Here is a 22,073-nt window from a genome sequence, read left to right as displayed (position 1 = left end):
AACAGCCGCTATCAGAAGCGGAATTCCAGTGTTCCACCGAACACGCCGGAGTTCACGGTCTGCTTCGTACCGATGATGTGCTGAGCCTTCATCGAGTAGTGGTCGTAGGTGACCGCGAGGCCGAGGTTCGGCGTGAAGTCGTATCCGAAGCCAAGACCGGCGTAGATGCCGTTGTCGGTCGACGAAACGCTGTCGCTGGCGGTTGCGGAACCCGCATAGGCGTCGGCGCGAAGCTTCGACTTCGAGTGCGCCAGACCCAGGCGCGCGGTGATGAACCACGACGAGGGCAGTTCCCACTTGGCGTTACCGCCGATCAGGATCGTGTCCGCTTTGAGCGAGGTCGTCATTCCGACCTGGCCGTAGTTGTACCTGCCGGTCATCTTGCCGAGGTTCGCGTAGCCACCTTCGACGCCGAGGTAGAATGGAGCATCCACGGCCCAGCGGTAGCCGATGGCGATGCCGTACGCCGTATCGGTCTTGTCCTGGAAAAAGTCGTCGCCGCTGGTGTCGTAGCGTGAACTACCGACCGAAGCATTGACGAAGGCCCCCTGGCTGGCGGCATGCGCGCCGAACGAGGCGAACGAAAGCGCGGCGGCCGCAGCCACCGAAAGCAGTACCTTTTGCATGTTTAGTCCCTGTTCCCTGTTCCCTGTTTTATCGAGTATCCCGACCTCTTTGCCGGAATTCCCGCACTCGGCGGGCGGGGCATTCTATCCGCGGATGACGGACAAGTGCGTAAGTCGTGACCTATGGCAGGGTGGGGCGGACGGGTGCTGCCGTTAGGATCGATCGCTTGCGCGGGGGGATACCCGGCCGCGCGACCTTCGAGCTCGCGCAAGGATGACTGAGCGCAACCAGGCACCATTAGGAGACCCCATTGAAAGCCACCATCCTTGCCTCCGCGCTGCTGGCCGCTATTGCCGGCATCGGCGCGTCGTCTGCCCACGCCGACGTACCCGCCCCGCAGGACATCGCCTATAACGGCACCCTGAAGATCGCTGTCGACGCCACCGATCTCGATCACCGCATCCTGCGTGTTCGCGAAACGATTCCCGCGCCGGCCGGTCCGCTGACGCTGCTGTTCCCGGAGTGGATTCCGGGCCACCATTCGCCCAGCGGTCCCATCGATCAGTTCGCGGGCCTGGTGGTCACGGCCGGTGGCAAGCGCATCGAATGGGTACGCGATCCGCTGAACGTCTATGCGTTCCACGTCACCGTGCCGGAAGGCGCCGCGGGCGTGGACGTCGAGTTCCAGACGCTGACGCCGCAGGACACCCGCCAGGGCCGCGTCGTCATGACGCCGGAAATCGTCAACGTCCAGTGGAACCAGGTCTCCCTGTACCCGGCCGGTTATAACGCCGACCGCATCCAGGTCGAGCCGACGGTCAAGCTGCCGGAAGGCTTCCAGTTCGGCAGCGCGCTCGAAGTCGCCAGCCAGAGCGGCAGCACCGTGACGTTCAAGCCGATCGATTTCAACAACCTCGTCGACTCGCCGATCTTCGCCGGCAAGTACTTCAAGCGCGTGGATCTCGATCCGAACGGCCGCTCGCCGGTGCATCTGAACATCGTGGCCGACAACGCCAAGTCGCTTGAAATCAAGCCCGAAGCGCTGGAAATCCATCGCAAGCTCGTCCAGCAGATGGACAAGCTGTACGGCGCGCGCCACTACAACCACTACGACTTCCTGCTGGCGCTGACCGACAAGCTCGGCGGCATCGGCCTGGAGCACCACCGCTCCAGCGAAAACAGCGCTGCGCCGGGTTACTTCACCGAGTGGGAAAAGAACTGGCTCGGCCGCGACCTGCTCGCGCACGAGTACAACCATTCCTGGGACGGCAAATACCGTCGCGGCGCCGATCTGGCCACGCCGAACTTCAACGTTCCGATGGGCGACAGCCTGCTGTGGGTCTACGAAGGCCAGACCCAGTTCTGGGGCAACGTCGTGGCCGCCCGTTCGGGCCTGATGACCCAGGACCAGGCGCGCGACATGCTCGCCTTCGTCGCCGCCACGTACGACAAGGGCCGTCCCGGCCTGTCCTGGCGCAACATCCAGGACACGACGAACGATCCGACGATCTCGCAGCGTCGTCCGCTGTCCTATCGCAACTACCAGATGAGCGAAGACTATTATTCGGGCGGCCAGATGGTGTGGCTCGATGTCGACACGCGTCTGCGCGAACTGACGAAGAACAAGCGCTCGCTGGACGATTTCGCCAAGGCCTTCTTCGGTATGAAGGACGGCGACTGGAAGGTCAATCCGTATACGTTCGAGGACGTGGTTTCCACGCTCAACGGTATCGCTCCGTACGACTGGGCGTCCTATCTGCGTGAGCGCATCGACGGCCACAAGGGCCCGATCGACGGTATCGAACGCGGCGGCTGGAAGCTGGTCTACACCGACAAGCCGTCCGATGCCGTCAAGGCCTTCGAAGCGCGTCGCAGCTTCGCCGACCTGACCTATTCGATGGGTGTGGCGGTGTCCGCGAAGGGCGACATCTCCGACGTGCGCTGGGACGGTCCGGCCTTCAACGCCGGCCTCTCGCCGGGCATGCACCTGGTCGCGGTCAACGGGAAGGAATTCTCCGGCGATGTGCTGAAGGACGCGGTGACGGCGGCGAAGACGGACAAGGCGCCGATCGAACTGCTGGTCAAGAACTTCGATGAGTACAAGACCATCAAGGTCGACTACCACGAAGGCCTGAAGTACCCGCATCTGGAACGCGAAAAGAGCAAGCCCGACTGGCTGGGCGAGCTCTACAAGGCGAAGTAAGAACGAACGGCGCCCCCCAAAGGGCGCCGTTTTTCATGGGAGACCAAGGCACAGGGGGCCGCTTCTACACCTCTTTACCCATCTCCGTTACACTACGCGTCCGCTGTACCTGCGCCCGTAGCTCAGCCGGATAGAGTAGTGGCTTCCGAAGCCATTGGTCGGGGGTTCGAATCCCTCCGGGCGCACCATCTCCCATGCCGCCATGCGAGCCGCCGCCGTTCAGTACGGTGGCGATCGCTGTAGCCGGTTGCGACCGCCCCTGGCCTTGCGCCACTTGCTCAGTAGCGGATCTTTATGACCGCAAGGCGTTTGTGGTGGTAGTTCATGAGCCCATGCTCAAAATCCCGTGAAATCGTCATGTTCTTTATTCCTTCCTCGCGGCTGTAGATTTTCATGCCGAGGTTCGAGTCGAAATAAGCCACTTCGACAGGACTCAGTCCCACGGCCACGACGTGCCCGCCGGATATAAGACGTGCCCGCCGGATATAAGAAGATACGTATTGATGTGGCCGCTCACGAAAATTTCGGAATGCAGGAACATGACGATATCGAAGGGAGATTTCGCTCCGCAGTAAGCGATGTCGACGAAGCCTAGGATGGTGTACTTGTCGCGTAGCTCGGAAAATATTTCCGACACGGTGTCGGGATCGCTTCCATAAGCCGCGGCGGCCGTCTCTCGCAACGTGGTTCGTGTATCCGTCCTTGTGGCATGGCGTCTCGTGCTGAAGTTGTAGCTGACCATGTTGTGCATCAGTCCACCTTCTGTTCGCGAGGGGATGGTTCTCCCGGAAAAATCCGAACAGGTGTGCACGTTCCTGATCCAGGCCAGGGCAAGGCCATGGCATATGCCGGAATGCAGTTTCGCGGAAGGATTCAGCGATGTCTTTTCGTAGTGCTGACCAAATGAAACGCCCGTATTGGTCGCTATAGGGAAGTTCTTCGGCATGTAGCGATCGGCCCTGCGCAGTGCGTGAGAATTGCGTCGTGAATTGTTCATGGAACGATGTGGTTCACGACGGTTCGATGTTGCAGTTCACCCGGAAAAAATTGGTGGGATCGTACTTTGCTTTGATCCTTCCGAGTTTCGCGTACTTACCTGAGCCTCCAAGAGCTTCGATAACCCGGTCCTGTTCGTCGAAGTTGAGCATATTGGTGTAGATGCCTTTGCCAACCCAATGGCGGAGATCTCCAGCGACTTTTTTTATCTGCTCGATGTAATCCCGATCCTTGAGCGGATCGTCCCAGCGCATCGCAAAGTTAAGCCATAACAGGTACTGGCGATGCGAGAAGGCGGAGGCCTCCTCCGCTATATCGCTTACAGCGCCGCCGAGATTGATGACCTCGATCTCGCCATGCATCGGCATGTCCTTCCAGAAGTCGACAAGAGTGTCGATGGCCTCGTCCGCCAGATCGATCACATGTGCTTCCTTCGTGTAGTAGCGGTGACCACTGCCAAATTCCTCATCGATCAGTCTTTGAACGGAAGATGCGAAAGGGATCGTATTCGTGGTGGCCACGCGCGATTTTCCAATCCGAATCAGGCGTTCGACGATCTCGTGCCCTTCCGGCGCATTGGCATCGTCAAGCCACATGGCAACGAGCATCAACATGCGTTTGCCCACCATGTCCGGCCGTACGAATGGTAGGTGGGGTACGTTTGATTTGAGTGATGCATGCCAGCCAACCGTGCGTGGCAGGCTGGGTACTATCCGGGCATACTCTCGCAGGGCTTCGGCTGCATCGTCGGGTTCGTAGAAGGACACGCCAAGATGCATCATGGGGCCGAAGGTGTGCGCCTTGAAAGTGAAACGTGTGACGACGCCGAAGTTGCCCCCACCGCCCTTGAGTGCCCAGAACAGGTCGGAGTGCCCGGTGGCGGAAACTTCGATGACTTCCCCGCTGGCCAGTACTAGTTCGAGTGAGACGAACTGGTCGCAGGTGAGGCCATGTTTGCGAGAGAGCCATCCGATACCGCCGCCGAGCGCCAGTCCACCGATTCCGGTTTCCGATACGGTGCCGGCAGGCACGATCAGTCCGTGCCTTGCGGTAGCTTCATCGACGTCCGCCAGCAGGCAGCCGCCTTCCGCATGGACATGCTTCCGGCCCGTGTCGACGGATACCCGGCGCATACCGCCAAGATCGATGGTCAATCCACCCTCCGACAAGGCTTTTCCCGATACCGAATGACCGCCGCCACGCACCGATGGCGGAAGGTGAAGCGCGCGTGCGGCATTGACGGCAGCAACGACATCTTCGGTGCACGTACAACGAAGAATCAAGCCAGGACGCTTGTCGACCATGCCGTTCCATACATGGCATGCGTCCTCGTATGCCGTGTGCGTGGGACCGATAAGCTCGCCTTTGAAGGTGTCACTCAACTGTCGGGCGATACGACGGCACATGTCCCGGTCTACGGCGGGCGAGTGCTCTGCTTCTCCGATGCGGTAGGAATCGTCTGACATGCGATTCACCTCATTCATGCGTCGCGCCGGAGGCTGGTCTGGATGTGTGGACCCAGTCGTTTGTCTCCATCTCCTCGCCCATGAGGAAGCGGCCGAGCATGGCGGCCTCGTATGCGTTTTCCCAGTGTTCGACGATAAGTCCATTCCTGAAGCGCCAGAGACCGCAGAAAGGCATGCCGATGGCATGATCGTCGCGGCGAGTACGCAGGGTGCCTAGTACAGCGCCGAAGTAGTCATTGGCGATGATGTTCTGGACATCCATGACGAGGGTATCTCCACTCAGGCGAATCAAGTCGAGCTCCTTGGCCCGGACGGCTTCCTTGCCGGTTACCTCTGCGGGTCCACCCGAGGCACCACGGTCGGCGGTATGCAGGACAATCTGGTCATCCGAGTATTGGCCGATACAGCGTAGATCGGCATAGACGGCGCGTAAGGTCACGATATTGGGATGCAGTGTCGACATGATTGCGAATCCTTTGTGTCGATTGGCAACGACTAGGGATCGAGGAACGAGGGAATGCTCGAAACGGAGTACCGTTTCACTTTGAGCTCGGCCCCCTGACCGAAGATCCTGTCGACATACAAGCTCAGGTTGTCGGCGAAATTCTCGGGCACCGGTGCGCCGAACTCCGGATTGAAGTACGGCGCTTCGGATAGCCGGACGAGTCCTCTATCCGAAGGAAGATGCCCATCCAGCAGCGTGAACGTGCCCATGCCGCAATCGAGTTGGCGTGGCGCGACGTCTTCTTCGATGCCGCCGAGATCGATGGTCATATAGTCGCGATCGATCAGGCGTCCTATGCGGTCGACGCGATATACCTCACGTTCGTCCACGAGCCAGCGTGTCAGGCGCGCGGAACGGTCGTAAGCGATCCGCAGGCGATGAACGTCGCCCGGGCGGTAATCGGCGACGGGTATCGCGAATGCGAAGGCAGCGTAGTTGTGCATAGCCGTACGGCCAAAAGGCAGGCGTTCGTAGTAAGCGTAGATATGCTTGTTGGTGATGAAGAAGTCGAAAACAATGAACGATTCGAAGTCGAGAACGGTCTGCGCTACCGATGCCAGCCGGAGGTCGTCGTCGGCGTCGATGACGTTGTTCCCGAAGGGATGATGTTTCGTTCCGAAGGTCTGGCCGCCCATGATCGCTGCGCACGAAAGCGTCTGTCCCGGCACGGCATCGAACCCGGGTAGGCCTGTCGACGCTGTGTGATTCATGAATGCAAGCCATTTGACGTGATCGAGCGCGCCGGGGAGACCGCCATTTTCGTGTTCTTGTCCGATCGTTCGCGTAAACGCCGGCTCGCCGCTATAGGGGCTCAGGCCGGTGGATACGACACGCAGGCCGTGTGGTCCGGTACTCACGATGCCGTCGTCTCCCACGTAGGAGCCAGCGGTGAAATAAAACCAGCGAGCATCTGATGCATCTATAGAAAACGGACGATGGAAATCGTCCCATAAAGCGACATACGGAAGTTTGTTTTGACTGAAGGCGATGCCCGGGGCAAGAAGTATCAATACCAGGGTTAATAGAATGGTTACTTTTCGAATCATTTTGAAGTGTCCGTCGCAAAATGGCGTACTTGCCCGTTGAGTAAGACATCGTCGTCGTTGGCGTCCGCGTTCATCAGGAAGGCGCGCCGAATGCGGCAGCATGGTCTCGCACGAAATCGGACAAGCTGCGTGCCGGTCGCTGGATCAGCTGAGTGAAGTCGCGAGTCACAAAATCCCCCCATCCGTTCGCGTATGCTTGGCAGTACTCCAGATACATGCCTACTATCCAGGGTGACGCGCCCGCGCTCGTCATGAACTGGCGTGTGGCGTCCAGGGACATGGGCACGTATCTGATCGGGCGACCCAGTCGATCGCTTATGGCATGCGCCATGTCATCGCCGGACAAAGATGCTGTGCCTGTGAGCGTGTAGGTTCGACCGGCATGTGCCGCCGGTGCGGCGAATATCTGTGCGGCGAAGTCGGCCACGTCGCGTGTGTCGATCAGCCCCAGCCGACCATCACCCAATGCGTAAGGCAGCACGCTCTGACCAGCGATCGCAGGTGCCACCGCGAGCAGATTCTGCATATAGAAATGCGGTTTGAGAATGGTCCATTGCAGGCCCGACACCATGATCTCGTGATCCGACTGAGCGTGCAGACGGCCATTGCGCGTTGGTGCATCGGCAGCCGCGCCCACGGCGGAAAGCCGGACGACCCTTTGTACGCCTGCCCGGCGAGCTGCCCACAGCGCATTCATGCTGTTTTCGGACGCGCGTGGGCCCGGTGCGGTTAGCAACCAGAGCGCATCCACACCGTCGAATGCGCCAGGTAAAGTTCCGGGATCGTCCAGATCACCCTGTACAGTCGCGATGCCCCGTTTCTCAAATGCCGTCGCTCTGGCTGGGTCGCGCACCATGGCGCGCAGGCGAACTGCGGGCCATTGGGAAAGTATGTCGATGAGATTTGTCGAGACGGTACCCGTGGCGCCGGTAATCAGGATAGTGACTGGACTCGATATGGCCATGGCTTGCTCCGTGCGTCGATGCGAATCACCGCTCCGGCCGCCAGGTCGGCAGCTGCGCGCGATCCACCGCTTCTGCAATGGCTCTTATTTCCGCAGGGTTGAGTTCGATGCTTGCGGCGCGAGCGTTCTCGTCCAGATGTGCAATGGATGTCGTTCCCGGGATAAGAAGAGTCGCGGGCGAGTGATGCAACAGCCATGCAAGCGCGAGTTGCGATGGGGTGATGTCATACAGCGTGGCAATAGGCGCGAGCGCGCTATCCGGCCCGACCAGACCGCCATGCCCCAGCGGAAACCACGGGATAAAAGCAATGTGGTGTTTTTGGGCGTACTGCAAAACGTCGTCGTCGGCACGGTCGGCGATGTTGTAAAGATTTTCGACGGCCACGATGTTTGCGTGCTCACGGGCTTCTATCAGCTGTTCGATGCTGACACCGGGTTGATTCGAAAGTCCTATATGGTGGATTTTGCCTTCCTTCTGAAGGCGAACGAGTTCGCCCAGGGAGTCGGCCAGCGGCACGTTCGGGTCGATGCTATGTAGCTGATAGAGGCTGATGCGCTCGGTGCCCAGGCGCCGAAGACTCATTTCCACTTGCTGACGCAGATACTCCGGTCGCCCCAGCGGAACGATATAGGGCGCTCCAGGTGCGCCGTGTATCCAGTCGTTGCGACCGGAACGCAACATGCCGCCTTTGGTTGAAATGACCAGGCCGTCCGGATAGGGATGCAGCGCGCGGCGAATGATGTCTTCGTTGTCGCCGGGGCCATAGGAGTCGGCGGTGTCGATGAAGTTGATGCCAAGATCGTGGACGGCATGCTGCAGTACGCGGATGGCGTTATCGGGATCGTCGGGAGGCCCCCACATGCCATAGCCGGTCAGGTGCATGGCGCCATAGCCAAGGCGATTGACCTTAAGGTCGCCCCCCAGAGTGAATTGCTGGCTGCTGGTTTTTCGCTGAACTGTAATCATGGCACAGCCTCCTTAACGGCAAAGTCTGGGACTTCGGCAACGCGGGATGGTGCCTGGGTTACCCAGCTGCCCAGAGTGATTTCGGCGGTAATGCCAGGGCCGAAGCCAGCGACGATGCCATGCGCGCCGTCGCGAACGCCGCCTGCTTCGAACAGGCGACGCAGCGCGTCCAGTACGACAGCGGAGGCGATGTTGCCGTAGTCGGTCAGGGTTGCCCGGCTGTAGCGGAACATGTCCGGGTGGACGCCGAGAAAGTGCGACAGGTCGTCGAGAATGCGTGGACCGCCAGCATGGATGATGTAGAAATCCATGGCGGCGGCATTCCATCCGTACTCCGCGGCGACGGCACGTAGTTCGGGGGCCAGTTGTTCCATCGTTCCGGGGACGCGTTTATCCAGACAAAAGTGGAAGCCAGTAGCTTTTACCGCATACGAAATCCAGTCTTCGGTGCCGAGGACGAGACGGGATCCGTTGCCGGTCAGTCGAATCCCTGTGCCCCCATCTCCGCGAACCACTGCTGCGGCCACCGCGTCGCCAAATAGCCCGTTGGAAAGAAGGTTGCCTACGCTCAGGTCGGCGGGTTGATAGCAGAGGGAGCAGAACTCGCAGGCCACGATGAGTACGTGGGCGCCGGGATAGGCGAGACAGAAATCGTGGGCGCGATTGATGGCCGCACCGCCCGCCGCACAGCCGAGTTGCGCGATAGGTAGCTGCCGGGTGTCGTTGCGGAAGCCGAGCTCGTTGATCATCCATGCAGTTGGCGACGGCATCGTAAATCCCGTGCACGAAACATAGATGATGGCGTCGATGCGATCGGCCGTAATATCCGCATTGACCAGCGCCTGTGCAACCACGGCGGGTATGCGTGCTCTGGCCTCGCGCACATAGACCAAGTTGCGTGCTTCGAAGCCGGGATGGCGTAGCGTATCTTCGATCGGTTGCACCAGATGACGTCGCGTCACCCTGGTGTTTTTTATCAACCGAAGCACGAGAGGAAGGTGCTCGTGTTCCGCATGGAGCTCACGCGCCAGGGCGAGAGTCTCATCAAGACTGACGGTGTACTCCGGCACGGCTACTGCCGGGCGGCAGAGGATCGGCATAGCGTTCTCCCTGATATAGGAGTCGGTTGCGCTGAGTCGGGCGTACATGGCCGTCGCCAGTTGCGGAAGGCATGTCGACAGAATGATCGGTGCGGATGTATCGCTACCTGGGGACGATGGGGAGCGTAGGATTCCGGATACGGCACGACAATATGTCATCGGTTGTAGGAGCGACGTCGTTCTTCAACGTATCGCTTCGGTGTGCCTGGGACCGCTCCGCGAATCCTTTCGCGGAGCAGTCATGACTCTGGTCAGAGGCTAATAATCAACGTGGACAGCCCGCTGGCGCTGGTGACTCCCGTGGAGGAGCTGCACTGGCTGTTAAGTGTCGACCCCAGATTGAGTAGCGTAAACGTGGCATTTGCAGGTTTTCCCGCATATCGGCCGTTGGTGATGTTCCCGAGTGCGGTAATCACCAGGTTCCCATCTACGGCATTGACTGTGGAGGTGAATGAGAACGTGCTGGTTACATTGTCAGCCCACTTGATTGTCCACGTCGCGGGCGCCGGTGTCAGAAGGGACCCGCACGAGAATTGAGCTGTGAATTGTTCGTGGGAAGAAGCAGAGGTAAGTACCGGAGCCGCCAGTTGTACGCAGGTCCATTGACTGTCGGTGGTGACGGTGTGTCCCTCCGTCGCATAGGTGACGCCTGGTGACCAGGTTGCCGCGTGACTTCCCGTGCATACGGCGAGGCTTAGGGCATGTGCGCTGGCAGGCACCGCCAGCATGGCAAATAGCAGTCCCGCAGTGGCAACGAAAAAGAACGAGAATCTGGACCTGAAATATCCTTTCATTGTGCGATGCATGAGCATGAGGTTCTCCACGGAATGAGTGCTCGTTCAACGAGCAAGGGAATCGATGGATACGCAAGATCATTTTTTGTCGCGTCGGAGATTGTTTCGGCGTGAGATGTCGCGTACCCGGAAGCAAGGCGCCGTTCGCGCCTCGATATCACCAACGGGCCTCCTTTTTCATCGCGTTCTCTCAGGGCGAGAGTCGATTGGGTTCGGGCGAATGCGTCCTGCCGCCGTTGGATCGCCGGCGGGGGGCAGGTCGATTGACGGGGATGGCGCGTCGACTAGCGTTGTCGCGGAGCAGGTGTCGTCTCTAGCGGAGACGTTCATTCCGACGAGCGCACCCGTTGACCGGGGATGGCACGTTCAACGTTATAAAGAAGGTAACGATCGGCATTTCATGCCAGTTCCCTCCACTCCGTATGAACTGGACTGAAAGCGTAGGAGTGCGTGTGAAGCGCGACAATATGTCGTCAGTTGTAGGGGATCGAATTTCATCGTGTGCTTGCCCACCGGATATGTGAAAAGAGACACACTTCACGATCCCGACTGTCGTCGTTCGGTCACGCTAGGCACTTAAGGTTCGCGACTAGTCCCCGGACAACGGGGCAGGGGAATTCACGGAATACTTTTGGGGAAGGGAATGCAGGGACATATCCGCAGGCGTTGGCTCTCCGTAGCCATCGCGTCGTTGCTTATGGCCGGTACGGCCTATGCGCAGAACACCTCGTCGTCCATGAGCGGACGCGTACTCGATGCCAGTGGCGCACCCGCCGCCGGCGTCACGGTCGAAATCGTGCATGTGCCTTCCGGCACGACGCGCGTCGTCACTACCGATACAAGCGGGCGCTACAAGGCACAGGGCCTGCGTGTCGGCGGTCCGTTCGATGTGACGGCGAAGACCTCCTCGGGAACCGCGGAGCGCGACGACATCTATCTGCAACTGGCCCAGGACACCAGCCTGGACCTGACCGTCGCGGCCGCCGCGACCGGTGCGACACAGCTCGAAGGCGTGCAGGTGCGTGCGAATGCCAGCGATGTCGCCATGGCGCAGATATTCACCGCCGACAACAAGGGCATGGGCACGCAGGTATCGCAGCAGGAACTGAAGATGCTGCCGGTGCCGAATCGCTCGATTCAGGATATCGCACGCCTTAATCCCGCGATCACGGTGACGAACAAGAGCAAGGGCGAAATCTCGGCGCTCGGTCAGAACAGCCGCTACAACAACATCACGATCGACTCGGTACCGACGAACGACTCGTTCGGTCTCGAAGACAACGGCCTGCCGGCGCTGAACCAGCCGATCTCGCTGGACGCGATCGAGGCGTACAACATTTCCACCGCGAACTACGATGTGGCGAACAAGCGCGCCGTCGGCGCGAACATCAACATCGTGACGAAAAGCGGTACGAACGATTTCCACGGTTCGGTCTATTACGTTTACCGCAACGCCAGAAACATGGTTGGCGATAACCAGGCCGGTGCCGAGTTCAAAGGCTATACGCGGCAGTGGACCGGCGGCGCGACGTTCGGCGGTCCGATCATCAAGGACAAGCTGTTCTTCTTCGCCAGCGTGGAGAAGTCGAAGACACTGGCACCCGCGCCCAACTTCGGGCCGCTCGGTTCGGGTAAGGGCAATATCGTGCCCATCAGCCAGTCCGACGTCGATCGCATTTCGCAGATCGCGACCAATCTCGGCATGAATCCAGGCACGTTGAACGCGGCCGGTGCCGATCAGGAAGAGAAGCGCGGCCTGTTCAAACTCGACTGGAATATCGCGGACGGTCACCGCCTGAGTCTTCGCTACGACAAGGTCAACAGCGAACAGCCGAACCTCAACGGGTACAGCACGTCGTCGACGTCGCCCAGCCTTAGTCTTTCCAGCTACTGGTTCACCAAGCATCGCGAAAATTCGCAGTGGGTGCTGAACGCTTACGACGACTGGAGCGAATCGTTCTCGACCGAGGCGGCGTTCTCGTATTCGAAGTACGACGCGACGCCTACGGTGCAAACGCAGCAGCCGCAGGTCAAGGTCTATACGAACGGCGTGGTGAACGGAAGCACGATTACCGGCCCCTTCGTGAACCTCGGCGAGGAAGAATTCCGTCACTACAATATTCTCGGCATCAAGAGCTATAACGGCTTCTTCGCCGGTACGTGGTTCGTGGGCGATCATGCGATCAAGGCCGGTGTCGATTATCAGCGCGACGAGTTCTACAACCTGTTCGGCCGTACCGAATTCGGTGCCTATGTTTTTCCGAGCATCGACGCGTTCGCCAATAAGAACTACTTCAGCTACTCGGTTTACCAGCCCACCGACGGCAATCTCGACAGCATCGCGGCCCGCTGGAATCTGACGCAGTGGGGACTGTTCGCGCAGGATACGTGGCAGATCGGCAATCTTTCGCTGCAGTACGGACTGCGTTACGACCTGCCGAAGGTGAGCAGCGCGCCGCTGAACAATCCGACCTTCAACGGTGCGTTCCCGGGGTATCCGAATAATGCGACGATCGACGGAAACGGCGTGATCGAACCGCGCGCGTCGTTCAACTACAACTTCGACGCGGAACGTCCGACCCAGCTACGCGGCGGTATTGGCTTGTCCGAAGGTGCGCCTCCGGGCGTATGGCTGTCCAACCCGTATACGAATAACGGCTTGTCGCTGACGAGCTATTCGTCGTCCAACGGCACTGGCTTCACGGCCAATCCGTTGAATCCGCTGATTCCGTCCAACGTGCGCAAGGGCGGCTCGCCGGAAGTCGACGTGACCGACGGCAACTTCAAGATGCCGACGGTATGGAAGGCGAGCCTGGGCTTCGATCACCAGTTGCCCTGGTCCAACCTGGTGCTGACCGCCGAGGTCGAACACCTGGAGACGAAGAACGCCGTCCGTTTCCAGGACCTGAATCTCGGTGCGGCAACGGGCGTACTGCCCGATGGCCGTTCGAGCTACTGGACGACGACCGATCCGAATGCGTTCCGCAGTGTCGGCAAGACGCCGACGGGGCAGGCGATCTGCGCCACGCCCACGGGTGTCTGCGCGGGTGCGCGGGCCAATCGCGATCCGCGCTTCGGCAACGTTATCTATCTCAGCAATACGAGTCAGGGGCAGGCTACTTACGGCACCTTGCAGCTGGCCAAGCCGTTTACCGCCGACTCCGACTGGTCAGGATCGGTCGGCTTCGTGTTCGGCAGCTCGAAGGACGTAAGTTCGGGTAATGAAAAGGTCGCCGCCAGTACCTGGGCGAACGATGCCGTGTTCAATCCGAATGCCGATGCCGTCGGTCACAGCAATTTCGAAATCAGCCGCCGCATCATCGCGTCGCTGAGCTGGCAGCATCGTTTCTTCGGTGACTACACCACCAGTGTCTCGGCTTTCTACGATGGACACACCGGCCAGCCGTTCAGCTGGGTGTTCGGCAACGACGTCAGCGGTATCAACGCCACGGGAACCTCGTGGCCGATGGGTCTTGCGTATATCCCGAAGCCGGGCGACGTCCTGTTCCAGGCCGGAACGAAGCAGGCGGCGATCGACCAGTTCTACCGCTTCATGGGGCAAGACAACTATCTGAAGGGCCGGGAAGGTACCGTCGCCGAACGCAACGGCGCGCATTCTCCCTGGGTCAACGAACTCGACCTGGCCATCCGGCAGGAAATCCCGGGCCTGTTCAAGGGCAACAAGGGCGAACTGCGGCTGGATATCTTCAACGTCACCAACCTGCTCAACAAGCGCTGGGGGCAGGTGCGCGATATCGGCTACCCATATATGCGCAGCCTGGCCAATTTCGCAGGCGTCGATCCGGCGACGGGCAAGTACGTGTATGCCCTGCCGCTGGACGGCAAGGGGAACTACAACCCGGGTTCGTATGTGACCGAAGACGATCGTGCGCAGTCGCGCTGGTCGTTGCAGATCACGGCGCGATACACGTTCTGATCCATGGCGTGCAGGAGCGCTCGAGAGCGCTCCTGCAGAGAGTTCCCGCGGCACCGGATGTCCCGGCGCCGTCTGCTTAGCGAGAGTACGTGGCCGGATCGAATGTGGCCGGGTCGACATGATCGAGGCGCTTCAGCGATACCGGCTCGACGATGGTGTCGTGAGACGTGCCGCCGATCTGGACGGGTTGGGTCACGCGCGAGTACAGCACCATGTCCGTCCCATCCGCGTTAAGCAGCTGACCATCCTTTTCGTAGATGCACAGATCCTGCGTGCCGGTGGCCTTCAGGAGGGCGGCCAGCGTGGGATCGTCTTTCGGCATGCAGCGCAGATTGACGCCATTGACCGTGCGGCGCTCGGAGAAATGGCTGTTGTCCTGCGGAGATTTGGCTACCTGTGACAGAACGTCGTCGTCCGTTTCCGTGGTGATCTTGCCGTCGTAGTCGCGCTTTACGCGCGTTGCCTTGCCCTGATGCGTGATCAGGGTTTCGGTCGTGACGGGCCAGATACTGAACTCGCAGCCCTGGTCGGGCTGCATCTTTTCCGTATTCGCGTCGGACAGCTGCTCGGTCTTTCGGACATACGAGCGGCCGTCGGTGATCACCGTGTTCCGTTCGACCGCCGGATCGGCCGGATCGGCGGGAAAGGGTTTTGCCGGCTGGTTAAGCGCTTTGGCACCTTCCACGCAGATATCGTAGGCGATGCGCATCGCTACGCGTTCGCCGTGGACCGGGTCGGTGCGCTGCTGCATGACCAGTTCGTAGGCATTGCCACCGTCTTTGGGTGCGGTCGTATTCGTATCCGCCGTTGCCGCCGGTGCGTTGTTGCCGCTGCATGCGGTCAGCGCGCATGCACCCAGTACCAGAGCCGCAAGAGATCCCAGGCGCTTGCCGCGCCCATCGTTATTCAATGACATCGAGTTTTCCTTCCCCTGGAGCGACCCCGGCCAACCCGGTAGGCGAGTCCAGCGCGGATGATAGGCGTACTTTTATTGCACCGCCATGGCCTCCTCACTCCTTAAAAAAGGTTCTTCACGCATGGTCGGGGGCGGCTCGGCTTCGCCATCGCTTTCGCGCTGTGACGTTTCGGGGAGAGCCGTCGGCCACCACCCTCGACGCTCCGGCTTCACCGTCGCTCGGGAAGGGAGAGCCGCTGCGCGGCTTTTGTTCTATGGCTGCGCCCCGTCGCGCCCGCGCTGCGGGCGGGGGTTTTTGATTCGGCCTCCCTGCCTCAGCAAAAACGGCGGACCGTCCAGGTCCGCCCCCTGCGGGCCTTGTCCGCCCTTCGCGCTCGGTTGCGCAAGTCGCGTCGAGGGTGGTGGCCGACGGCTCTTCCGGATGCTGCGGTCACGTGGAGGAAAGCATGGCGTCGACGTATGGGTGTAGCTGACCGCATGCCGGTCAGCTACACCCACGTGCTCGGCTCGTGCTCTGCCCACAGCCAACCCGGTCGCGGCCTCACCGACGCACGAGCGTGAGGCGGCTGTCCTTGACGAAGATCGACGAGACACGTCGGGTCGTCCCCGCTAATGCGTGAAGAGCCAAAAAAAGCCCCGGCATGCCGGGGCTTTCCGTTGCAACTCACGCTTACCTGCCGTCTATATTCTCGGCCCGCGGCGCAAGCCGCCGAACAGCAGCGAGAGGACGAACAGGATCAGGAAGACCACGAACAGGATCTTCGCGATGCTCGCGGCGCCCGCTGCGATTCCGGTGAAACCGAAAACCGCGGCGATGATGGCGACGACGAAAAATACGACGGCCCAGTGCAGCATGGTGCATCTCCTCGTTCTGGTTCTTGCCGGCCGGCGAATTGAGATGGCCGGATGACGCGATGTCGGTATTACCGGTCGATGTCGTTGCGGAAGTTCTTCACCTGTTTCTCGGCTTCGTCCTTGGCAACGCCATAACGTTCCTGCACCTTGCCGGCGAGGTATTCGCTATTGCCTTCGGCGATCTTGAGGTCGTCGTCGGTCAGCTTGCCCCACTTTTCCTTCATGCGGCCGGCCAGCTGTTTCCACTGGCCCTTGATGGTGTCTTCGTTCATTCAACTCTCCTCTCCGGGGTACGCCGGCGACGGCCGGCTTGGGAGCGATTCGAACATCGACGTATTGAATTCCACGTCAGCGTGGAGTGAGACGACGTCTCACCGTGCCTTGCCGTTATCTGCACATGAGCCCTGTGCACTACTGCGTTATGAAGAAATCGTTTTCATCTCCATCGCCGGTCTATCCATTCGAAAAGAGCCGAGAACACGGTGCAAAGTTGCCGTTACGCGGTAGTTTCTTCGCAATTTTCTGGCGTATGCTGGCTCGGCAGGGGGAACCAGGCAAAGGGGGCGTCATGGAAGCGAACGTGCCGCGTGTGCTGGTCTGCGAAGACAATCTGCTGTTGGCAGACACACTGGTCGACGTGCTTGCGCGTCTGGGATGCCGCGTTGTGGTCAGCGTGGGTACGGTAGGTCGTGCCATGGACGCCGTGCGCAACACAGCATGCGATTTCGCGGTCGTGGATCTCGATCTGCAAGGCCGGATGGCCTGGCCGGTACTCGACTCGCTCGAGCGTCGCGGCACCGCCTACATCGTGGCGACCTGCTTGCGAATCGCCGATATTCCCCAGCCATACGCGTCCGCGCCGATGGTGCCCAAGCCGTACGACGTGAAGCAGTTGCGTCGAGCCGTCGATGCCGTGAGACGTCGCGTGAAATACGAAGAACATACGCCATAAAAAAGGGCGCCCCGGAAGGCGCCCTTTTTTGTCGAAGCAGGGGACTGGGATCAGCGCTTCTTCACTTCGAACGCTTCGTTGCCGACAGCCTGGCCGTTCAGCGAGACGGTGACCTTGTACTTGCCTTCCGGCCACTCGTTCGGATTCTGGATCTTGAACGTCGTCACGGCCGGGCCGTCGGTGCTGATCGACTGGCTGATGTCGCTGACCGTGGTGACGGTATCGCCGTCCTGATAGATCCACTTCGCGGTCAGCGTGGCACCGGCGGTGGTGCCTTCGGTGGCGACGCTGGCGTAGATGATCTTGTCGCTGGCGACGAAGCTGGTCTTGGCCTTGGCGACCTTCTTGTCGTTGCCGACGGCGTTTCCGAGCGTGACGGACGCGACCTTCAGCGATTCGCTGGCGGCGACCGGCGCTGCCGGGGCAGCGGTCGGTGCGGCGGCGGGAGCTGCCGCGACGGTGCTGGCGGCGGCAGGGGCCGTGGAGGCCGGTGCCGGAGCGGCCGGAGCGGTCGAGGACGGCGCCGGAGCGGCAGGCTGCTGCTCTTCCTTCTTGCCGCAGGCGGTAAGGACCAGCATACCCGCGAGGGTAGCCGTGACGAGTACGGAGGAGCGGAAGGAGAGCTTCATGGCGTGTGATTCCGGGTACGTTCGATACGAAACGGGGGACCGCGGCGTGGTTTCCCCTGGCCGCGGCAGATTACAGACTACGTAAGTAAAGGCAATAGCAATGAAGTACGCATGAACGGCCCTGGATTTACTGCCGCGCGCCGCGTGGATTGGCGGGCCGGGCAGTGGGGTCGGTGCTGCGGAAAGGGTTGATATCCAGGCCGCCGCGGCGGGTATAGCGCGCATACACCGTCAGCTCGCGTGGTGCGCAGCGCTGCGAGATATCCATGAACATGCGCTCGACGCACTGTTCGTGGAATTCGGTGTGGTTGCGGAAGGAAACGATATAGCGGAGCAGGCCGGCACGATCGATCGGTGCGCCCGTGTAACGGACCTGCACGCTGCCCCAGTCCGGCTGCCCGGTGACCGGGCAGTTCGACCGCAGCAGGTGCGAGACCAACGCTTCCGTGACGATGGGGCCGGCCGGAGCGCTCAGGAAATCGGCGCGCGGAGGCCCGTAATGATCGATGGCCAGGTCCTGCGCGTCCAGCAGAATGCCTTCGGGTTCCGCGATGAGGGTGCCTTCGATGTCGCCCGGCGAGCGCAGCACGACGGATACCGGTCCCCCGGCTGCCTGTGACAGATCGCGTTCGAGCACGGTACGCAGAGCGTCCGCGCTGACCATGCGCTCCTGGGCGAAGCTGTTGAGGTACAGCTTGAAGGACTTCGACTCGACGATGTTCGGGGTGGTGGCCGGAACGCGAAACTCGGCCACGGCCACCACGGGTTTGCCGCGGTCGTCGATCCAGGAAAGCTCGTAGCCGTTCCAGACATCCATGCCGTGGAACGGCAGCGGATGGGTCACCCCGAGGTCGTCCCGCTTGCCCTGGCGCGGAATGGGGAAGAGCAGGCTGGCGTCGTAGCGGTCGGCATAGACGGTGGACTTGCCCAGCGGCGAGTGTTCGGGGGACGACATGGCGGTTCGCGAATCGGTGGAACCGCCATTGTACGTGACCGGCGCGTCAGCCGTTGAGGCTGCCCATCATGGCGGGCACGTAGCGTTCGCCCGAGACCGCGTCGGCCGGGAAGATCGCGTCGATTTCCGCGAGTTCGGCCGGTTCCAGGCGCACGTCGATGGCACCCACGTTCTCTTCCAGGTATTTGCGACGCTTGGTCCCGGGAATGGGCACGATATCGTTGCCCTGGGCGAGAACCCACGCCAGCGCCAGCTGGGACGGCGTGCAGCCCTTTGCCCTGGCGAATTCCTGCACCTTTTCGACCAGGCGCAGGTTTTTCGCGAAGTTCTCGCCCTGGAAGCGCGGGCTCATCTTGCGATAGTCGTCCTCGGGGAAGTCTTCCGGCCGGGTGATGGAGCCGGTGAGGAAGCCACGACCGAGCGGACTGTACGCCACGAAGGCGATGCCAAGTTTGCGGCAGGTGTCGAGGATGCCGTTGCTTTCGGGGTCGCGCGTCCAGAGCGAATATTCCGTCTGCAGGGCCGTGATCGGATGAATCTTGTGCGCTCGCTCGATCGTCGCGCTCGATGCTTCGGACATGCCGAGATAGCGCACCTTGCCTTCGACGACCAGCTCGGCCATGGCGCCAATGGTCTCTTCGATCGGCACTTCGCGGTCCACGCGGTGCTGGTAGTAGAGATCGATGTAGTCGGTACCCAGGCGCTTCAGGCTGCCCTCGACCGACTTCCTCACATACTCCGGCCGGCCGCTGATGCCGCGCGCATTGGCGTTCGACGGATCGCGAACGATGCCGAATTTCGTGGCGAGGAACACTTTCTCGCGACGGCCGGCGATCGCCTTGCCGACCAGTTCTTCATTCGTATACGGGCCATAGGCATCGGATGTATCGAGGAAGTCGATACCAAGTTCGAAGGCCCGTTGCAGCGTGGCCATCGACTCGGCATCGTCGCGGCCGCTATAGAACTCGCTCATGCCCATGCAGCCAAGGCCCAGAGCGGAAACCGTCGGCCCGTTGCGGCCAAGTGTGCGGTTGATCATGCGTGTCTCCTGCGGTTCGATGGGGAGAGGGGAATCGCCACGACGGGCGGTTCCTCCGGGGATTCGGGAACGGACTGGCCGTAGAAGGACCGGTAAAGGGCGATCTTCTCGTCGAGTCGGGCGATGGTTTCCGTGAGCCGTTGAAGCTCGCCGCGCATGTGCGCCGCATGGCGCGCCAGCAGATCGCCTTTCAGGCGTACGTTTTCGGGGGTCTCGCCTGCACGGCGCAGCTCCGCGTATACCTGGATATCGCGCATGGACATGCCCGTGCCGCGCAGGCGCAGCACGAACTCGATCCAGGCCATTTCCGGCTCGCCGTAGACGCGCTGGCCGGAGCGACGGGGAACCGGATCGATCAGGCCGATCTGTTCGTAATAGCGCAGCGTATGCGCGGTGAGACCGGTGGCGAGAGCGGCTTCACGGATGCTGAGAAAGGTAGGCATGCGAAGACGATACGCCTTCGAGTGCGCTCGAAGTCAACACTTCAGGATGAAACGTTTTTCACGCGGGATGGCCCATAAATCCGTTTCACGCCGGCAGCGGCTGTACGGGTGTCGGCTTGTGGTCGGCGTCCAGCGCGATCATCGTGAACGTGCCGCGGGTGCAGAGTTCGCGTGCGCCGGTGATGAGGTCTTCGGTGAACATGGCGACGTCGATCTTCATGGACGTGCGGCCGACGCCGACGACCGTGGCGATGAGTTCGACCATCTGGCCCTTGCGCACGGGTACGTGGAAATCGACCTGCTCCGAGCGGGCGGTGACGACGATCTGGCGCGAATAGCGCGATGCCGCGAGGAACGCCGCCTTATCCATCCAGGCCAGCGCCTGTCCGCCGAAGAGCGTGCCGAGGTGGTTGGTGTGGTCGGGGAAGACGATTTCCAGAAGGCGGGCTTCGGTGGGATTCGAGGGGGATGCCATGGATGGCGGCCTTTTCGTTGTGCGATGCGGCATTGTGGGCGACGCACACGCTTCGTGCCACCCGCCCGGCCATCGGTTGTAGGAGCCCGCAAGCGGGCTACTACGAAAAGCAAAAGCGGCGGTGCAAGAAAAAGGCCCGGCCCTGCAGCGCAGGAACGGGCCTTTTCGGTGTCACGAAAGCCGATGGATCAGAACGACGCGTCGAACGTCACTTCGCCCTGCACGCCGACCTGATACGACGAGACGCGGCGCTCGAAGAAGTTCGTCAGTTCCTGCACGTCCTGCAGATCCATGAAGTCGAACGGGTTCTTCGCGCCGTATTTCTTCGGCATGTCCAGCTGGACCAGGCGCTGGTCGGCGCAGTATTCGAGGTACTGGCGCATGTCGTTGACCGACAGGCCGGCCACGCCGCCCGAAAGCACGTCGGCCGCGAACTGCGTTTCGCACGCGATGGCGTCTTCCATCATCGCTTCGACCTGCGCGCGCATCTCGTCGTCGAACAGATCCGGTTCCTGCTCGCGCACGGTGCGGACCACTTCGAACGCGAACGCCATGTGGCCGGATTCGTCGCGGAACACCCAGTTGGTGCCCGACGCGAGACCGTGCAGCAGGCCGCGCGAGCGCAGGTAGTACACGTAAGCGAACGCGGCGAAGAAGAACAAGCCTTCGATGCACGCGGCGAAGCAGATCAGGTTGAGCAGGAACTGACGGCGGTGTTCGCGCGTTTCCAGACGGTTGAGGTTCTGGATGGAATCGATCCACTTGAAGCAGAACTCGCCCTTCTGGCGGATCGACGGAATGCTCTCGATCGCGGCGAACGCCTTGTTGCGCTCGGACGGTTCGGGAATATAGGTATCGAGCAGCGTGAGGTAGAACTGCACGTGCAGCGCTTCCTCGTACAGCTGGCGCGACAGGTACATGCGCGCTTCGGGCGAGTTCACGTGCTGGTACAGATTCAGCACGAGGTTGTTCGACACGATCGAATCGCCCGTGGCGAAGAACGCCACCAGACGATGGATCAGGTGGCGGTCGGCATCCGACATCTTGGTCGTCAGGTCCGAGGTATCCAGCGAGAAATCGACTTCCTCGACGGTCCACGTGTTGCGGATCGCGGCGCGGTACATCTCGTAGAACTGCGGATATTTCATCGGCCGCAGGGTCAGCTCGAAGCCGGGGTCGAGGATGTTGGTATCGCGGGAGATCGGAGCTGCGGACATGTGAGAGCCTCTTGCAAACAAATCGGCGGGGCGGCGAACCGCCCCGC

Annotated in this window: 20 protein-coding genes and 1 tRNA gene; 4 read left to right on the top strand and 17 right to left on the bottom strand. The window is 60.9% G+C overall.

What is annotated here, in order from left to right; all coding sequences use genetic code 11:
* Positions 1-11 precede the first annotated feature (11 nt).
* Positions 12-626 (bottom strand): outer membrane protein, encoded by a 615-nt coding sequence (locus tag EC912_RS16055; protein WP_132145922.1) that lies wholly within the window; start codon positions 624-626, stop codon positions 12-14.
* A gap of 251 nt (positions 627-877) precedes the next feature.
* Between EC912_RS16055 and EC912_RS16050 the strand changes: the two genes are divergently transcribed.
* Positions 878-2,770 (top strand): M61 family metallopeptidase, encoded by a 1,893-nt coding sequence (locus EC912_RS16050; protein WP_132145920.1) that lies wholly within the window; start codon positions 878-880, stop codon positions 2,768-2,770.
* A 111-nt stretch (positions 2,771-2,881) separates the two neighbouring features.
* A tRNA-Arg gene (locus EC912_RS16045) sits at positions 2,882-2,958 on the top strand.
* Positions 2,959-3,203: 245 nt separating this feature from the next.
* Here EC912_RS16045 and EC912_RS16040 read toward each other — a convergent pair.
* From EC912_RS16040 to EC912_RS16010, 7 genes are all read right to left on the bottom strand, one after another.
* Positions 3,204-3,716: a hypothetical protein gene (locus EC912_RS16040; RefSeq protein WP_132145918.1), complete on the bottom strand. Its 513-nt coding sequence runs from the start codon at positions 3,714-3,716 to the stop codon at positions 3,204-3,206.
* A gap of 64 nt (positions 3,717-3,780) precedes the next feature.
* Positions 3,781-5,232: an FAD-binding oxidoreductase gene (locus EC912_RS16035; protein ID WP_165973641.1), complete on the bottom strand. Its 1,452-nt coding sequence runs from the start codon at positions 5,230-5,232 to the stop codon at positions 3,781-3,783.
* A gap of 10 nt (positions 5,233-5,242) precedes the next feature.
* Positions 5,243-5,695 (bottom strand): nuclear transport factor 2 family protein, encoded by a 453-nt coding sequence (locus EC912_RS16030; RefSeq protein ID WP_132145914.1) that lies wholly within the window; start codon positions 5,693-5,695, stop codon positions 5,243-5,245.
* A gap of 32 nt (positions 5,696-5,727) precedes the next feature.
* Positions 5,728-6,783, bottom strand: a complete 1,056-nt coding sequence (locus EC912_RS16025) for a DUF6081 family protein (protein WP_243649322.1) — start codon at positions 6,781-6,783, stop codon at positions 5,728-5,730.
* Between the two features lie 73 nt (positions 6,784-6,856).
* Positions 6,857-7,747 (bottom strand): SDR family oxidoreductase, encoded by an 891-nt coding sequence (locus EC912_RS16020; RefSeq protein WP_132145910.1) that lies wholly within the window; start codon positions 7,745-7,747, stop codon positions 6,857-6,859.
* 25 nt (positions 7,748-7,772) lie between these two features.
* On the bottom strand, positions 7,773-8,714 hold the full coding sequence (locus tag EC912_RS16015) for an aldo/keto reductase (RefSeq protein ID WP_132145908.1): 942 nt from the start codon (positions 8,712-8,714) through the stop codon (positions 7,773-7,775).
* A complete protein-coding gene (locus EC912_RS16010; RefSeq protein WP_132145906.1) occupies positions 8,711-9,814 on the bottom strand; it encodes a type III polyketide synthase in 1,104 nt (367 codons plus the stop codon). The genes EC912_RS16015 and EC912_RS16010 overlap by 4 nt, the downstream gene beginning before the upstream one ends.
* A 1,437-nt stretch (positions 9,815-11,251) precedes the next feature.
* On the opposite strand from EC912_RS16010, the gene EC912_RS16005 reads away from it, so the two are divergent.
* Entirely contained in the window at positions 11,252-14,545 is a 3,294-nt protein-coding gene (locus EC912_RS16005; RefSeq protein WP_243649321.1) for a TonB-dependent receptor, read from the top strand.
* Between the two features lie 76 nt (positions 14,546-14,621).
* Here the strand turns inward: EC912_RS16005 and EC912_RS16000 are convergent, their stop codons facing one another.
* The 3 genes from EC912_RS16000 to EC912_RS15990 all read right to left on the bottom strand — a co-directional run bounded on the left by EC912_RS16000 (position 14,622) and on the right by EC912_RS15990 (position 16,588).
* Complete coding sequence (locus EC912_RS16000; RefSeq protein ID WP_132145904.1) at positions 14,622-15,461, bottom strand: hypothetical protein; 840 nt, start codon at positions 15,459-15,461, stop codon at positions 14,622-14,624.
* 681 nt (positions 15,462-16,142) lie between these two features.
* Complete coding sequence (locus EC912_RS15995) at positions 16,143-16,316, bottom strand: DUF1328 domain-containing protein (RefSeq protein WP_132145902.1); 174 nt, start codon at positions 16,314-16,316, stop codon at positions 16,143-16,145.
* A gap of 68 nt (positions 16,317-16,384) precedes the next feature.
* Positions 16,385-16,588, bottom strand: coding sequence for a CsbD family protein (locus EC912_RS15990; protein ID WP_132145900.1), 204 nt, complete (start codon positions 16,586-16,588; stop codon positions 16,385-16,387).
* A 296-nt stretch (positions 16,589-16,884) separates the two neighbouring features.
* On the opposite strand from EC912_RS15990, the gene EC912_RS15985 reads away from it, so the two are divergent.
* Positions 16,885-17,268: a hypothetical protein gene (locus tag EC912_RS15985; protein ID WP_165973639.1), complete on the top strand. Its 384-nt coding sequence runs from the start codon at positions 16,885-16,887 to the stop codon at positions 17,266-17,268.
* Between the two features lie 50 nt (positions 17,269-17,318).
* Here EC912_RS15985 and EC912_RS19450 read toward each other — a convergent pair whose 3' ends face one another.
* The 6 genes from EC912_RS19450 to EC912_RS15955 form a co-directional block, all read right to left on the bottom strand.
* The gene (locus EC912_RS19450) at positions 17,319-17,897 is read right to left on the bottom strand and encodes a hypothetical protein (protein WP_165973638.1); all 579 of its coding nucleotides are present in this window, start codon (positions 17,895-17,897) and stop codon (positions 17,319-17,321) included.
* A 127-nt stretch (positions 17,898-18,024) separates the two neighbouring features.
* The gene (gene queF / locus EC912_RS15975; protein WP_132145894.1) at positions 18,025-18,852 is read right to left on the bottom strand and encodes an NADPH-dependent 7-cyano-7-deazaguanine reductase QueF; all 828 of its coding nucleotides are present in this window, start codon (positions 18,850-18,852) and stop codon (positions 18,025-18,027) included.
* A 46-nt stretch (positions 18,853-18,898) separates the two neighbouring features.
* Positions 18,899-19,891 carry an aldo/keto reductase gene (locus EC912_RS15970; protein WP_132145892.1) on the bottom strand — a complete coding sequence of 331 codons (993 nt, stop codon included), beginning with the start codon at positions 19,889-19,891 and terminating at the stop codon, positions 18,899-18,901.
* Positions 19,888-20,334 carry a MerR family transcriptional regulator gene (locus EC912_RS15965; protein ID WP_132145890.1) on the bottom strand — a complete coding sequence of 149 codons (447 nt, stop codon included), beginning with the start codon at positions 20,332-20,334 and terminating at the stop codon, positions 19,888-19,890. The genes EC912_RS15970 and EC912_RS15965 overlap by 4 nt, the downstream gene beginning before the upstream one ends.
* An 85-nt stretch (positions 20,335-20,419) precedes the next feature.
* Positions 20,420-20,809: an acyl-CoA thioesterase gene (locus tag EC912_RS15960; RefSeq protein WP_132145888.1), complete on the bottom strand. Its 390-nt coding sequence runs from the start codon at positions 20,807-20,809 to the stop codon at positions 20,420-20,422.
* A gap of 188 nt (positions 20,810-20,997) precedes the next feature.
* Positions 20,998-22,026, bottom strand: a complete 1,029-nt coding sequence (locus EC912_RS15955) for a ribonucleotide-diphosphate reductase subunit beta (protein WP_132145886.1) — start codon at positions 22,024-22,026, stop codon at positions 20,998-21,000.
* Positions 22,027-22,073: the final 47 nt, after the last annotated feature.

This window comes from Luteibacter rhizovicinus (assembly GCF_004342265.1).
GTDB classification, from domain to species: domain Bacteria; phylum Pseudomonadota; class Gammaproteobacteria; order Xanthomonadales; family Rhodanobacteraceae; genus Luteibacter; species Luteibacter rhizovicinus_B.
The sequence above is the reverse complement of the archived record's forward strand: the minus strand, read 5'-3'. Positions and strand labels throughout refer to the sequence as shown.

Bases quoted from the DNA above. Each gene is read 5' to 3' on its own strand.
- EC912_RS16055 (WP_132145922.1), bottom strand. From the start codon at position 626: ATGCAAAAGGTACTGCTTTCGGTGGCTGCGGCCGCCGCGCTTTCGTTC.
- EC912_RS16040 (WP_132145918.1), bottom strand. From the start codon at position 3,716: ATGCCGAAGAACTTCCCTATAGCGACCAATACGGGCGTTTCATTTGGT.
- EC912_RS16035 (WP_165973641.1), bottom strand. From the start codon at position 5,232: ATGTCAGACGATTCCTACCGCATCGGAGAAGCAGAGCACTCGCCCGCC.
- EC912_RS16030 (WP_132145914.1), bottom strand. From the start codon at position 5,695: ATGTCGACACTGCATCCCAATATCGTGACCTTACGCGCCGTCTATGCC.
- EC912_RS16025 (WP_243649322.1), bottom strand. From the start codon at position 6,783: ATGATTCGAAAAGTAACCATTCTATTAACCCTGGTATTGATACTTCTT.
- EC912_RS16020 (WP_132145910.1), bottom strand. From the start codon at position 7,747: ATGGCCATATCGAGTCCAGTCACTATCCTGATTACCGGCGCCACGGGT.
- EC912_RS16015 (WP_132145908.1), bottom strand. From the start codon at position 8,714: ATGATTACAGTTCAGCGAAAAACCAGCAGCCAGCAATTCACTCTGGGG.
- EC912_RS16010 (WP_132145906.1), bottom strand. From the start codon at position 9,814: ATGCCGATCCTCTGCCGCCCGGCAGTAGCCGTGCCGGAGTACACCGTC.
- EC912_RS16005 (WP_243649321.1), top strand. From the start codon at position 11,252: ATGCAGGGACATATCCGCAGGCGTTGGCTCTCCGTAGCCATCGCGTCG.
- EC912_RS16000 (WP_132145904.1), bottom strand. From the start codon at position 15,461: ATGTCATTGAATAACGATGGGCGCGGCAAGCGCCTGGGATCTCTTGCG.
- EC912_RS15995 (WP_132145902.1), bottom strand. From the start codon at position 16,316: ATGCTGCACTGGGCCGTCGTATTTTTCGTCGTCGCCATCATCGCCGCG.
- EC912_RS15990 (WP_132145900.1), bottom strand. From the start codon at position 16,588: ATGAACGAAGACACCATCAAGGGCCAGTGGAAACAGCTGGCCGGCCGC.
- EC912_RS15985 (WP_165973639.1), top strand. From the start codon at position 16,885: ATGGAAGCGAACGTGCCGCGTGTGCTGGTCTGCGAAGACAATCTGCTG.
- EC912_RS19450 (WP_165973638.1), bottom strand. From the start codon at position 17,897: ATGAAGCTCTCCTTCCGCTCCTCCGTACTCGTCACGGCTACCCTCGCG.
- queF (WP_132145894.1), bottom strand. From the start codon at position 18,852: ATGTCGTCCCCCGAACACTCGCCGCTGGGCAAGTCCACCGTCTATGCC.
- EC912_RS15970 (WP_132145892.1), bottom strand. From the start codon at position 19,891: ATGATCAACCGCACACTTGGCCGCAACGGGCCGACGGTTTCCGCTCTG.
- EC912_RS15965 (WP_132145890.1), bottom strand. From the start codon at position 20,334: ATGCCTACCTTTCTCAGCATCCGTGAAGCCGCTCTCGCCACCGGTCTC.
- EC912_RS15960 (WP_132145888.1), bottom strand. From the start codon at position 20,809: ATGGCATCCCCCTCGAATCCCACCGAAGCCCGCCTTCTGGAAATCGTC.
- EC912_RS15955 (WP_132145886.1), bottom strand. From the start codon at position 22,026: ATGTCCGCAGCTCCGATCTCCCGCGATACCAACATCCTCGACCCCGGC.